The organism is Cytobacillus oceanisediminis, from assembly GCF_003182355.1.
Taxonomy (GTDB): domain Bacteria; phylum Bacillota; class Bacilli; order Bacillales; family Cytobacillaceae; genus Cytobacillus; species Cytobacillus oceanisediminis_A.
Map to the genome: position 1 here is coordinate 167957 of NZ_QGTW01000011.1, position 13008 is coordinate 180964.

Sequence of the window (13008 nt, forward strand, 5' to 3'; positions counted from 1 at the left end):
CTTTTGTTTCCTTTCTACCATTATTCCGCTGAGTTCGGGCACGACTGTGACTTTTTGTATTCTTTTTTCTAAAATGAAGGGTTCCCTTTAGCTACGTTCCCAGCTAAGCCTATTCATCAACCGGCTTCCTCACCTCAATTGGTACAGATTGTTGTAGAGCACTCATTTTGTAACGCCCGCTTTTCTTAATTACAAGATCACCAGTATACATGCTTACTTTTTTACCAGTCTCTGCATTTATATAATCTGTTTTCCCAGAAAAAAGGAATACCTCTGCTGTTCCTTCTTCCAAACTATACAGCTCAAGCTCAACTTGCCCAGGCAAGTCTTTACCCACAACCTCAAGATTTACATTTTCAAAGGTTCCTGCGACCAGGTCCTCCTGCGAAATCATTAGTGTGGACTCACCGATTTTGACATAAGGTTCCTTCACGTAAATGGAGAATTCTTCAAAGGTTTTTTCCCCGAACATAAACTTCAGATTCCATACGCCATGCTTTTCAAAAGGCTTAAAGCTTGTCAATGCATGGGCATCAGAGCCATACATGCCTGCGCTTAATGTGAATGAAGCCATTTCCTGTGCAAAGCCAGTATCCACATGGACTGCTTCCACTTTCATGTTTTGATAAACCTGCTCGCCAGGCTTCCACCATAAATAGACCATGATTTTCGCTACACTTCTATCATCACCGGCAATCCATTCAGGGGGACTTAACAAGCTGACCCTTCCAGGTATGCCAAAATTGGAATCGGGAAATACAGGTTTCCCATCTTCATCCTTAAGCGCAAAATAATCTCCACTTTCAGCTCTTTCAACAACTGCCCCTAAATGCTTTTCTGACTCGCTTTTATTTTCCAAAAATAAAATAGGCGCAATGATGAGGACTGCAAGAAATGCCGCTAAAACACCCGCCTGTTGAAGAGAAAAGCCAATTTTTCTTTTAGGCGCCTTTGGATTCCGCATGCTGTGTATGATTCTATTTTTCTGATCCCCCTTTAATTCATGAGTAGGGAATTCTTTCATTCTCTCAAGCAGCTCTTTATCTGAAAGATGGGTCACCTTGCTCATCCCCCTTTAAAAGCAAATTTAGTTTTTTTACCGCTCGGTGAAAGGTGACATTTACTTTATTTTCTGTCCACCCAAGTACCTCGGCCGTCTCCTCAGTTGATAGATCAGCAATTCCTCTGAGCAGGACCACATCACGGTAGTTATTTTTCAATTGATTGATAGCCCCCAACAACCGCGCAGATTCCGCCTTTTGGATTAAAATTTCTTCTGTGAGTGCGGATTCTTTTTCCGAAGATTGCCTTGACAGTTTTTCCTTCAGATTTTTCCAGATACTTCTTTTTCTATAAAAATCAATGGCTGCATTGCGTGCGATACTGATTAGCCACGTCTTTGGATTGGAGTCATATTTAAAACGCCCGTAGGACTGAAATGCCTTTAAAAATGTTTCCTGCACCAGATCCTCTATATCCCTGGATCCTGTAAAATACACCAGATAATTGGTGATGTCTTTTTCATATTCGAGAAACCACTGTTCCACTTGCCGGCCGGCATCCATCAACTTCCCCCCTTTGTTAAATAGGACGGATTTTTTGATTCCGTCTTACAGTTTTGATGGAAAAATTTTTAAGCATAGGCTCTTTTAAATTTGGGTATTGAGTTCCGCTGCAGGCACTCAGCAAACCGCGGGCTTCCGACGCTCCCCGGCATTCTACGATTGCGGGGTCTCCCTTGGGTTCGCTTATTTTCGCAGGACTATGGAAGAGTATCCTCGAAATTAAACACCGCACGAAGAAAAACGAATTCATTTTCGGGGATCCCGCATCTTCCGCTCCATTCAACACAGCCCTGAATCATCACTATATTGCCACAGCTTATACATAAAAAAAGCGCCCGGACATAGTCCAGGCGCTCATTTAATTTGTTGAATTTAATGCTACTAGCTGATACATAATGACTGTCTGGTTATTTTCCCACTCCACTTTTTTGATGATCCCTGTCCCGTTCAGGTCGCCATCTATCGTTCTTTTCACCTCAACAGGGATGTCCAGAGGGTATAATCTGTACCCTTCTTTGACCAGTGAAAAATAGTTCTCATCAAGCCTCTTTTCCCTGCCCTTTGTCACGATCATGGTATTTAACTCCAAAGGCATACCCATTGGTATCTCTCCTTCATTTGTGATGTTCTTACCTCTATTTTACCCCACCTTTTCCGGCGCTGAAAGCCCCTAAGAAAAATTAGGAAGAACTCATTCATTGCTTTTCATCCAGTTTGTTAAATCCTCAACGGTTTTCCGATTAACGTTTGGCGGAAAGTAATGGGTGTATTCTTTAAAATACCAGCTTTCAACCTTTTTATCGAGTGCTTTAAGCCTTTTTTCAAGGCGGAAGGAATGCTCTGCCGAAACATTTCGATCCTGCTCCCCATGGATGATCAGGACCGGTGCCTGCAGCTTTTCCAGCTGAAAAAGCGGCGTCCTGTATTTATATCGGTCAGGAAATTTGGTCGGTGTCCCGCCAATTACCCTTTTCATCATCCTCCGGAGATCCTTGCGCTCCACATAGGTAAGGAACATATCGCTAACGCCTCCCCATGTCACAACTGATGCTGCTTCAGGAAATTGAATGGCAGTAAGCAGCGCCATTACACCACCGCGTGAAAAGCCAAAAATATGAACCTTCTTTACCTTGAGGTGCTTCTGGAGAAGAATGAAAGCGGCAAACGCGTCCTGTCTGTCCTCCCCTGCAAAATCTTCGTTTCCATCTCCCCCTTGATTGCCTCTGTAAAAAGGCGCGAATACAATAAAGCCTTCACAGGCAAACTGAACAATCCTCCCAGGCCTCACTTTGCCGACATTCTTAATACCGCCGCGCAGATAAAGAAATCCATCATATAATTCTTCACCCTTTGGCTCTGCAAGCAGACCCTTTATATGTAATCCGTTTGCATAATAAGTGACAACGGATAACTCGATTGCTGGATTGGGTGAAGGAAATCTCTGCTTATCAATGATTTGTCCGTTTTTGAAATTCATATTTCCATCTCCCTTTTGGAGTTAATTTTTTGATAAATGGGGTCAGACCGGTAAGTTTCACATATATTTTAAAAGTCGAACATAAACCATGCAAACTCATATGTATTTTCGAAAAGTGATACATGCTTCATGTAAATTGATTTCGTATTAAAAAGTTTCGCTATATCTCAAAAGTGGTTCGATTCCATGCTGCATCCTTGCACATTCCCTAACTTTTCCTGCTATGGCCACTAGTATGAGCATTCCTCCCTGTTCCTAAAAAGTTTTCATATAGGCATTCACACATTTTTTCCGTTTTCATACGATATCCTAGGCTTTTAAATCTGAATTTTTACCATAAGGGAGGTCTTACGGTTTATGAAAAAATGGTTAAAAATGAGCATGCTTCTGCTGCTTACGGCGATACTTATTATCCCTTTGGCCGCTTGCGGCAAGGATGAAGTTCTGAATGTCCGTGTTGCGGAGGTGACACGTTCAATTTTCTATGCCCCGCAATATGTTGCCCTTGAGAAAGGTTTTTTTGAAGAAGAAGGGCTTAATGTTGAGCTTACGACTACTGCAGGCGGAGATAAAACGATGACAGCCCTGCTTTCGGACAGTGCGGATGTTGCGCTGGTTGGCTCTGAAACATCAATTTACGTATCCGCACAGGGCTCCAATGACCCGGTTATCAATTTTGCGCAGCTGACACAAACGGACGGTACGTTTCTGGTTTCCCGCAATAAAATCGATAATTTTTCCTGGGATATGCTGAAGGGTAAAACATTCCTGGGCCAGCGTAAAGGCGGTATGCCGCAAATGGTCGGCGAATTTGTTTTGAAAAAACATGGAATCGACCCGCAGCAGGATTTGGATTTGATCCAAAATATTGATTTTGCCAATATTGCACCAGCCTTCGCTTCCGGTAACAGCGAGTTTGTCCAGCTGTTTGAACCGACTGCCAGCGTTTTTGAAAAAGAAGGCAAGGGATATATCGTCGCTTCTTTCGGAACCGAGTCCGGTCATGTACCTTATACCACATTCATGACGAAGCAAAGCTATATTGATGAAAATAAGGAAACGGTCGAGAAATTTACAAGGGCGATCTATAAAGCACAGCAATGGGTCGAGACCCACAGCGCGAAGGAAACAGCAGAAGCAATTAAAGGATATTTTGACAACACAGAGCCAGAAATAATCGAAATGGTGGTAGACCGCTATAAGAGCCAGGGCTCGTTTGCGACAGATCCTATTTTGGATACAGAAGAATGGAATAATCTGCAGAACATCATGGATGAGGCAGGAGAGCTTCCAAAGCGCATCGAGCATGGCACATTGGTTAATACAGAAATCGCCGAGAGTGTAATGAAATAATACCGCAGCTTATAAAAATTAGAAAAGAGGAGGCCGACATGGACTTTCTAAAAGTTGATGCCATTCACCACACTTATTTTACGAAGACCACTGCTGTTACGGCCCTCTCCGATGTTTCGCTTGAGGTGGAGGAAGGGGAATTTGTTTCCTTTCTCGGACCGAGCGGATGCGGCAAGACAACTTTGCTTTCTATCATAGCCGGCCTTTTTGAACCGACAGAAGGGGCTGTGACGCTGGAAGGAAAGCGGGTAGAAACAGCAGAAAATGAAATCGGCTATATGCTGCAGCAGGATTACCTTTTTCCGTGGAAAACAATCGAGGAGAATATTTTATTGGGACTAAAAATCGGAAATAGCCTTTCTTCTGATAAAAAAGCTTATGCACTGGAGCTTCTTGAAAAGATGGGTCTCAAAGGGGTTGAGTCACAATTTCCGAAGCAGCTTTCCGGCGGAATGAGGCAGCGTGTTGCTCTCGTGAGGACGCTTGCGACAGAACCAAAGCTGCTGATGCTCGATGAACCATTTTCGGCTTTAGATTATCAAACGAAGCTGAAGCTTGAAGATTTGGTTTCTAAAACCCTTAAATCTTTCGGAAAAACGGCCATTCTTGTTACCCATGATATCGGCGAGGCAATCAGCATGAGTGACCGCGTTTTTCTGTTCTCACCAAGGCCCGGCCAGCTTCATAAGATGTTTGTAATACCAAAAGAATTAAGAGATGCAACTCCATTTCATGCCCGTAATCATGAAGCATACCCAGCCATTTTTCAAACCATATGGAAGGAGCTGGAGTCCCTTGAGCCCTCAGGAGAACGTTAAATTCCTTCATCAAAAATATATCCAATCACTAAATCGCGAAAAACGATGGGTCCGCTTCTATCAGATGGTTATCTTTCTGGTCTTTTTTTCAGGCTGGGAGCTGGCAAGCCAAAAACAATGGATAGACCCGTTAATCTTCAGTTCACCTTCAAAAGTTTGGGGATTATTTTTAACAAAAATCCAAGATGGGACCTTAATGATTGACCTGGGCTATACCCTGTCAGAAACGGTCTTCGGATTCATACTCGGAACATTTTTAGGAACTTTCCTTGCAGCCATTCTATGGTGGTCACCAATGCTATCAAAAATTTCGGACCCTTATTTGGTTGTGCTTAATTCAATGCCCAAGGTTGCGCTTGGCCCAATTTTGATTGTAGCATTAGGACCAAGTTTCACTTCAATTGTCGCCATGGGTGCCATCATCTCAATCATCATTACGACCATTGTCGTTTATACGTCCTTTAAAGAGGTCGATCCGAACTATATAAAGGTGCTTCAGACTTTTGGGGCCAATAGAGTGCAAATTTTTAGGGAGGCCATCCTGCCTGCCTCGTTCCCAACCATTATCTCAACTTTAAAGGTTAATGTTGGATTATCATGGGTCGGTGTCATTGTTGGTGAGTTCCTTGTTTCTTCAAAAGGGCTCGGCTATATGATCATTTACGGCTTCCAGGTTTTCAACTTTACGCTTGTCATGCTTTCATTGCTTGTAATTGCTGTTTTCGCAACGGTAATGTACCAGCTTGTCGAGCTTCTTGAGAGAAAGTTAATCAAAAATGGATCATAACAAAAACGGCAACGCTTAATTGCCGTTTTTATTTTTTTCTAAAATCCTCTCCAGGGTTCTTTCAATCACTCTATCCTGCATGATAAAACTGTATTGTTCTTCCCATCTTTGAGTTAATAAATCCCCCTCTACCAGCACCGGTCCATTCGTTTCAAAATACTGGTTTTTCTTCTCCACCTTTCCGGTTTTTCCGTAAAAAACCGCTTTAACAAAACGATCGTTCTCCTTACAAACCTCATATTCGCCTATAAATTCGAGGCTTTTCAGAATGGCACCCGTTTCCTCAAAAACCTCTCTCCTTGCTGCATCTTCCAAAGATTCACCGCGCTCAGCTTTGCCCCCGGGGAATTCCCAGCCGCGTTCTTTATGATTGGTCAGCAGCCATCGGCCTTCAAAACGGCAAATGACAAGGACATGTTTGGGCTCCTTGTCAAAGGCGCCCTTTTTAAAAGAGAGGCGCACTTCCCCTCCGTTCGCATCGAAAAAAGTTTCCATATTATACCTCACTCGTAAAAATGTCCTTTGATGTTATCATTATATAAGGAAATCCCTTTTAAAAAAACTTCTGGGCCTATTGTATGGAAATACATATTTTTGAAACTTTCTTTTTTTTCCATCGTAAAAACAACTGACTAACACAAAGGGAGTGTAGATATTGAAAAAAACTCTGGCAATCATTACAGGCTTACTTATGATCCTTATGCTTGCTGCATGCAGTGAAACAGCCCAGCCTGTCAATGAAACAGCATCAGGAAATGACAACGGAACAAACAAAGAAGAAACCAAAACTGAAGAAAAATCGGAACTGACACTTGAGGAAGTATTATCTAAATCAACAATGGCTTCCGAAGAGCTAAAAAGCTTTTCGGTTAAAATGGATATGAGCCAGCAAATGAGCTCTGATTCCGAAGCAGAAAGCATGATTATTGATTCAGTCATTGATATGGATGTAACAACGGAACCTACTGCCTTTTATCAAAAGATGACCATGTCAATGGAAGGCGCTGAAGACTCCCATGATATCGAAAGCTATTTTACCGAGGAAGGCATGTTCCTTTATGATGGAGCAGGCGATCAGTGGATGAAGTTCCCTAAAGAAATGTCAGATGACCTGCTCCAGATGTCCAGCCAGCAGACAAATCCTGGTGAAGAGCTAAAGAAGCTTCAGCAGTTTGTTGATGACTTTACGTTTGAACAGGACGCTAAAAGCTATATTCTAAAGCTTAAAGCCAATGGAGAAAAATTTAATGATTTCGTAAAGGAAACAGCAGCTGAAACCCTTCCTCCGGAATTGGCTGCCAATGGAGAAATGCTTAATAATATGAAAATCAATGGTGTTGAGTATGAAATCGTCATTGATAAAGAGACCTTCTATCCAAGCGTGCTGAACATGATCATGGAAATGGAAATGGCAGCTGAAGGCCAGACGATTGCGATGAAACAGAACATGAACGGACAGTATTCAAACTACAATAAAGTAGAAACCATCACAGTACCGCAGGCAGTGATCGATACGGCTGTAGAGATGGAAATGTAAAAAAGCTGGGGCAAATGCCTCAGCTTTTTATTTATGCTCATCTTCAGTGAGAATGCCCATACTTTCAATATGCTTTCGTGCTTCATCGTCGCCAAAGTTATAAATCATTCCGTAGATCTTCTTCATCGTCTCATCGTAGGCATCATTTTCACGGTCATAATGGTACTGGACATACGGAACGTGGGCTCTGAAGAAATTTTGCCACTCTGTTGAATAATTTTGATCAAAATACTCCCTTAATGCAATAATTTCATCGTCATTTGCCTCTATTTTATAATTCCAGGTAGAGTCTGTGGCACTCTGTGATATTTCCCCGGAGGCAAGTGTTATATAATACGTTTTTTTATTCCCTTCCATCCTGTCATCCCCTTTTGGTTTAAGAAAAAATTAATGCCTATGTTCCAAGCAATTTGAATTTCCTAGTTATCGTTTCCCACATTTATGATAAAATTATACGAAATTACGATCATTCTCCTTGAGCTTACATATACTAAGTTAACCAACGGCTGTTATCCGGAAGTGGACATTGGTGAAGGAAAGCTGCGAGGAATATTTTTCGGCATCAAGGGTATTAAATAAGTATACTATTTAAAACGGGATATTTTTTAGGGAGGTGAATTGCCATGAAACTTATTGATGAGCTTTATGAACTTTACCGAAACAAGCTGACAGGCGATGAAGAGGATATTGACATGCTCGCTTTCGCCTTTTTGGAGGAAATGGACAGAGAGGATTTGCTCAGCATTATCCGCGATATGGATAACCAGGAGCTGTATGACTTAATGGGGCTTTATTTGATTGAGAGCTTGAAAGGGAAATTCGCAAGCGAAAATTATGGGCAGCGCCGCAGCCCGATCATTCATCATAGAAATATACACTAAACGATACATATCAGGATATATAATTTTCATTCATAATATCATGCAGCGGCTTCCATGCCGCTTTTTATTTTGCCGAAAATGAAAAAAGACCGGCTTTGAAGCCAGTCCTTTGTCTATTATCCCAGGTATGCTTTTAGCATCCAAATATGTTTTTTCAAGCTTTGCTTCACTGCAATCAGCATATCGCCTGTGCCTTCGTCTTTTGCTTCTTCTGCAAGCTCAATGCCTTCCTGAAGTTCGTCCACCATTTTTTCAAAATCATCGACAATGGTTTGGACCATTTGTTCTTCCGTTTCGTTTCCTGCAGCCTCTTTGATGGAGCTTGTTTCAAGCACTTCCTTCATTGTGGCAACTGGCTTTGCCTCAAGGGCAAGAATTCGTTCAGCCAATTCATCTACATGTTCATTGGCTTCATTATAAAGTTCTTCAAACTTGGCATGAAGGGTAAAGAAGTTTTTCCCTTTAATATACCAGTGGTAGTTGTGAAGCTTTACATATAAAACAGTCCAGTTTGCTACTTGCTGATTAACAGCACTCACTAATTCTTTACTCATACAAATCATCCTCCCAACAATAGATTACCCTCAATAAACAGAAATAAAACCGGAGCTTGTTCTTCTGCGAAATTTTTCATGAAAAGGCCCTTTTCATGGTAAAATATTGTTAGCAAAGGGGGAGAAACATGTATACGGTATTAGTTATATCTATTATCATCGTTATCGTGGTTCTATTATTGAGCGTTGTAACCACTTCAAAGGCCTATCAATTTAAACATACAGTAGACCCGATTGATCCGCTTCCTGAAAACCAACAAGAAAATGAACAAAAGGAAGAGGAAACAGAAAAAAACCAAAACCAATCATAAGCATACGCTATTATAAATAGAGCCTCCGCCTTAACGGAGGTTTTCCTTTTCTTTAATAGGGGATTGAATAAAAGACTATACAAGTGGAGAGGACATTAGGATGGATATTTACTCCATAATGCTTACCGTTTTTTTAGTATTAAATATTATCCTTGCTGTTTTCGTTATATTTTTGGAACGAAGAGATGCGGGTGCCACCTGGGCATGGCTGATGGTTCTGTTCTTTATTCCGCTGCTAGGATTTTTCATGTACCTTTTCTTTGGACAAAATTTAACGAGACGAAAAATGTTTCAATGGGAAGACCGTAAAAAGATTGGGATTGATGAACTGCTCGCCAGTCAGATTAAAGGGATCAAAGCCAAAGATTTTCGATTTCAGAATAGCATCATCCTGAAATGCAAAGATCTGATCTATATGCATCTGGTTAATAATGATGCCGTATTGACCCAGGACAACTCTGTCACCATCTTTTCGGATGGAAGAAAGAAATTTGACTCGCTTATAAGGGATATAAAGGAAGCTAAGGATCACATTCATTTACAATATTATATCTTCAAGAGAGATAATCTTGGGAAAAGCCTGATTAACCTGCTCACTGAAAAAGCCAAAGAAGGGGTAAAAGTGAGAGTACTGTATGATGAGCTCGGCTCAAGAAGCTTGCATAAAAAAGTTTTTAAAGAGCTGATGGCAGCCGGCGGCGAGATAGAAGCCTTTTTCCCTTCACGTCTGCATTTTATCAACCTGAGGATCAATTACCGCAATCACCGCAAGCTTGCCATCATTGATGGGAAAATTGGCTATGTCGGCGGATTCAACGTTGGGGATGAATATCTCGGTTTAAATCCAAGATTCGGCTATTGGCGTGATACCCATTTACGAATTGAGGGAAGCGCCGTCCATTCCATGCAAACTCGCTTCATCCTGGACTGGAATCAGGCATCCCACCGCCATGATATCTACTATGCTCCTGAATTTTTTCCACTGGCCGAGTCCACTGAGAGTGTAGGAATGCAGATTGTTACCAGCGGTCCTGATTCGGAATGGGAGCAAATTAAGAATGGCTATATAAAAATGGTTTCATCAGCCCGCAAATCTATTTATATCCAAACCCCATACTTTATTCCGGATGCAAGCCTTTTGGATGCTTTGAGAATTGCCGCCCTTTCCGGAGTGGAGGTCAATATCATGATTCCGAACAAACCTGACCATATGTTTGTTTACTGGGCGACTTTCTCCTATATTGGGGAAATGCTAAAGGCCGGCGCAAATATTTATATTTATGAAAATGGTTTTATCCATGCAAAGACACTAATTGTGGATGAAGAGGTTTCGTCAGTCGGAACGGCTAATATTGACGTGAGAAGCTTCAGGCTTAACTTTGAAGTAAACGCCTTTATTTATGATAGTGATGTATCTAAAACCTTAACTGAAAGCTTTAAAGAAGACATCCAGCTATCGAGAAAGCTGACAGCTGAAGATTACAGCAAAAGGCCTTTGAAAATTAAATTGAAGGAGTCGGTATCCAGGCTGCTATCTCCGATCTTATAAGAAAAGCGAATGCGCCCTTGCCCATCTACGGAGCGTGGTGGCCTGGGGCCAACAGGACAATTGAAGGCTTCATTAGCTTTTACATCGCCCGACCGAAAGCGGTAGCTTTGGGGAGAATGTGAGTCACTCAGACGTTGCCACAGGACGTTGCGCTCTAAGTCTGAGTTCCTTTTTTGAGATACAAGAAGAACGATAGTGATTCGATGTTGGCTAATAACGCTCGGAAACGCGCACGTCCTGTGCGTCGTCGCAGACGAGGTGAGGGACGCACGTCGAGTCGATAGGGTGCTGGAGCTAGACAATTATCGAAGTTCAAAGTTATTCTTTCGATATTTATTATAAGAAAAAAAACGGGCTGCAGATCACACAGCCCGTTTCTTCTATGCAAAAACTTGCTTTAAATCTTCCTTTGATTGATCCAGCCAAAATCTCATCATGCGCTTTGCACCTTCAAGATCATGAAGCTTCGCCTGGCCGCATTGCTTTTCATTTGCAGCAGGAATTTCCGTTACTTCTACCGCATCCTTCAATGTATCATCAAGCAAATCGATGATCTCCTCTACTGCTGGTTCTCCGCTTACAACCAGATAATAGCCTGTCTGGCATCCCATTGGCGAAATATCAATGATATCAAAATGATTATACTTCTCCGCATGTGTACGGATGTTAAAAGCAAGCAGATGCTCCAATGTATGAATCACATCCGGCTTCATGGCCTGTTTGTTCGGCTGGCAGAAACGGATATCAAATTTATTGACCACCCCATCACTTCCAACCTTATGTACACCACAGTGCCTTACAAATGGCGCTTTAACAGCGTTATGGTCCAATTCAAAACTTTCAACTGAAGGCATTGTAAACACTCCCCTAATGTTTTCCTTTCATTATAACGCAATCTCCGACTAAGTTCATCAAATTAATATGAAAATTGTGACGTTTTAACGATTATATGTTATTTTAAAAGTAAATATGATTGTAAAGGGAAGGCATTTCTATGCTTAAAAAATTATTAATATCATTATTTCGCTTATACCAAGTTGTTATTTCTCCGCTCAAGCCCCCTACATGCCGATTTTATCCGACATGTTCCCATTATGGGCTGGAATCTGTTAAACGGTTCGGTGCATTAAGAGGCGGCTGGCTTACAATAAAACGAATCCTCAAATGCCATCCCTTTCATCCGGGCGGGGTTGATCTTGTCCCTGAGGAATGGCCCGGGAAGAAAAAGGATTAAGATTCGTATCCGTCCACTACCAAGTCGAGCTTACCTGTGCCTGGATGAATGACTAGTCCGTGCACAGGCACATCCTTCGCCATTAATGGATGCTTTTTCACCATATGAACACTGTGCGCCACACTATCTTCTACATTTTCAAATCCTTTCAGCCAATCTTCGGCGGCAATTCCTGAATATGTCATCGTATCTAAAGCATCATCTGTAATGCCTCTTTCCTTCATACTGCTAACAACAGTATCAGCTTTCATCCCGCTCATTCCGCAATCACGATGGCCAATGACAAATACTTCTTTTGCTTGCAGCTGATATACGGCAACCAGGATACTTCTCATAATACTTCCAAAAGGATGGGTGACTAGAGCGCCCGCATTTTTAATGATTTTCACATCACCGTTTCTAACATTCAGTGCTTTAGGAAGCAGCTCGACTAAACGTGTGTCCATGCACGTTAAAATGACCATTTTTTTATTAGGGAATTTTGTTGTTTCAAACTCTTCATACCTTTTTTCTTCAACAAACTGCTGATTATGGTTTAAGATTTCATCTAAAAGTTTCAATGGTATCACTCCCAGTCATATTTAGTATTGCTTTCAAGACCAGCAGCTGGCTAGGCTGCTATAATGGACATTTATACTGTCCATACTATATAGAGACTTTAACACATTAGCTATTAATTATTTAGCTTTGTTAAACTTCCTGTTGATTTCCGCTTCAATCAACAGGGTGCTAAAATCAACAATGAGCTTTAACTTAGCTAATATTAAAAAAGTCCCTCTTAACTATGATACAAAAAGCTGGGGCTTCAAACAAATTTTAACCCTTGCTTTTTGGCTGTATATTTTGTAAGATTACTAAGTGAAATCGTAATGATTACGTATTGAATTTTTTTATTAGATAAATCGTAATAAATACGTTTTAGGATGAGAGGAGAAAACATTC

Annotated in this window: 17 protein-coding genes; 8 read left to right on the forward strand and 9 right to left on the reverse strand. The window is 41.4% G+C overall.

Annotation, left to right across the window (positions count from 1 at the left end; translation table 11 throughout):
- Positions 1–109: 109 nt before the first annotated feature.
- From DFO73_RS19465 to DFO73_RS19480, 4 genes are all read right to left on the reverse strand, one after another.
- A complete protein-coding gene (locus DFO73_RS19465) occupies positions 110–1060 on the reverse strand; it encodes a hypothetical protein (protein WP_110066377.1) in 951 nt (316 codons plus the stop codon).
- Positions 1041–1565, reverse strand: coding sequence for an RNA polymerase sigma factor (locus DFO73_RS19470; RefSeq protein WP_110066378.1), 525 nt, complete (start codon positions 1563–1565; stop codon positions 1041–1043). The genes DFO73_RS19465 and DFO73_RS19470 overlap by 20 nt, the downstream gene beginning before the upstream one ends.
- 358 nt (positions 1566–1923) lie before the next feature.
- Positions 1924–2166: a DUF2584 domain-containing protein gene (locus DFO73_RS19475; RefSeq protein WP_110066379.1), complete on the reverse strand. Its 243-nt coding sequence runs from the start codon at positions 2164–2166 to the stop codon at positions 1924–1926.
- Between the two features lie 90 nt (positions 2167–2256).
- Complete coding sequence (locus tag DFO73_RS19480; RefSeq protein WP_110066380.1) at positions 2257–3042, reverse strand: alpha/beta hydrolase family protein; 786 nt, start codon at positions 3040–3042, stop codon at positions 2257–2259.
- A gap of 357 nt (positions 3043–3399) precedes the next feature.
- Between DFO73_RS19480 and DFO73_RS19485 the strand changes: the two genes are divergently transcribed.
- The 3 genes from DFO73_RS19485 to DFO73_RS19495 are packed head-to-tail and all read left to right on the forward strand — an operon-like array spanning position 3400 to position 6000.
- Entirely contained in the window at positions 3400–4395 is a 996-nt protein-coding gene (locus tag DFO73_RS19485; RefSeq protein ID WP_110066381.1) for an ABC transporter substrate-binding protein, read from the forward strand.
- 38 nt (positions 4396–4433) lie between these two features.
- On the forward strand, positions 4434–5213 hold the full coding sequence (locus DFO73_RS19490) for an ABC transporter ATP-binding protein (protein WP_110066382.1): 780 nt from the start codon (positions 4434–4436) through the stop codon (positions 5211–5213).
- Complete coding sequence (locus tag DFO73_RS19495) at positions 5191–6000, forward strand: ABC transporter permease (RefSeq protein ID WP_110066383.1); 810 nt, start codon at positions 5191–5193, stop codon at positions 5998–6000. The genes DFO73_RS19490 and DFO73_RS19495 overlap by 23 nt, the downstream gene beginning before the upstream one ends.
- Before the next feature lie 15 nt (positions 6001–6015).
- Here the strand turns inward: DFO73_RS19495 and ytkD are convergent, their stop codons facing one another.
- Complete coding sequence (ytkD, locus tag DFO73_RS19500) at positions 6016–6495, reverse strand: RNA deprotection pyrophosphohydrolase (RefSeq protein ID WP_110066384.1); 480 nt, start codon at positions 6493–6495, stop codon at positions 6016–6018.
- Positions 6496–6655: 160 nt separating this feature from the next.
- On the opposite strand from ytkD, the gene DFO73_RS19505 reads away from it, so the two are divergent.
- Entirely contained in the window at positions 6656–7537 is an 882-nt protein-coding gene (locus DFO73_RS19505; RefSeq protein WP_110066385.1) for a DUF6612 family protein, read from the forward strand.
- Positions 7538–7564: 27 nt separating this feature from the next.
- Here DFO73_RS19505 and DFO73_RS19510 read toward each other — a convergent pair whose 3' ends face one another.
- Complete coding sequence (locus tag DFO73_RS19510) at positions 7565–7894, reverse strand: hydrolase (RefSeq protein WP_110066386.1); 330 nt, start codon at positions 7892–7894, stop codon at positions 7565–7567.
- 266 nt (positions 7895–8160) lie between these two features.
- Between DFO73_RS19510 and DFO73_RS19515 the strand changes: the two genes are divergently transcribed.
- Positions 8161–8418, forward strand: coding sequence for a DUF6154 family protein (locus DFO73_RS19515; protein ID WP_110066387.1), 258 nt, complete (start codon positions 8161–8163; stop codon positions 8416–8418).
- A 116-nt stretch (positions 8419–8534) separates the two neighbouring features.
- Here DFO73_RS19515 and DFO73_RS19520 read toward each other — a convergent pair whose 3' ends face one another.
- A complete protein-coding gene (locus tag DFO73_RS19520; RefSeq protein WP_110066388.1) occupies positions 8535–8972 on the reverse strand; it encodes a Dps family protein in 438 nt (145 codons plus the stop codon).
- 128 nt (positions 8973–9100) lie between these two features.
- Between DFO73_RS19520 and ytzI the strand changes: the two genes are divergently transcribed.
- Both ytzI and cls read left to right on the forward strand, forming a co-directional pair.
- Positions 9101–9283 (forward strand): YtzI protein, encoded by a 183-nt coding sequence (gene ytzI, locus DFO73_RS19525; protein ID WP_110066389.1) that lies wholly within the window; start codon positions 9101–9103, stop codon positions 9281–9283.
- 100 nt (positions 9284–9383) lie between these two features.
- The gene (gene cls / locus DFO73_RS19530) at positions 9384–10832 is read left to right on the forward strand and encodes a cardiolipin synthase (protein WP_110066390.1); all 1449 of its coding nucleotides are present in this window, start codon (positions 9384–9386) and stop codon (positions 10830–10832) included.
- A gap of 380 nt (positions 10833–11212) precedes the next feature.
- Here cls and DFO73_RS19535 read toward each other — a convergent pair whose 3' ends face one another.
- The gene (locus DFO73_RS19535) at positions 11213–11686 is read right to left on the reverse strand and encodes an S-ribosylhomocysteine lyase (RefSeq protein WP_110066391.1); all 474 of its coding nucleotides are present in this window, start codon (positions 11684–11686) and stop codon (positions 11213–11215) included.
- Positions 11687–11826: 140 nt separating this feature from the next.
- On the opposite strand from DFO73_RS19535, the gene yidD reads away from it, so the two are divergent.
- Positions 11827–12066: a membrane protein insertion efficiency factor YidD gene (gene yidD, locus DFO73_RS19540; RefSeq protein WP_110066392.1), complete on the forward strand. Its 240-nt coding sequence runs from the start codon at positions 11827–11829 to the stop codon at positions 12064–12066.
- Here yidD and DFO73_RS19545 read toward each other — a convergent pair.
- The gene (locus DFO73_RS19545) at positions 12063–12626 is read right to left on the reverse strand and encodes a beta-class carbonic anhydrase (RefSeq protein ID WP_110066393.1); all 564 of its coding nucleotides are present in this window, start codon (positions 12624–12626) and stop codon (positions 12063–12065) included. The two genes, yidD and DFO73_RS19545, sit on opposite strands and share 4 nt — an antisense overlap.
- Between the last annotated feature and the right edge of the window lie 382 nt (positions 12627–13008).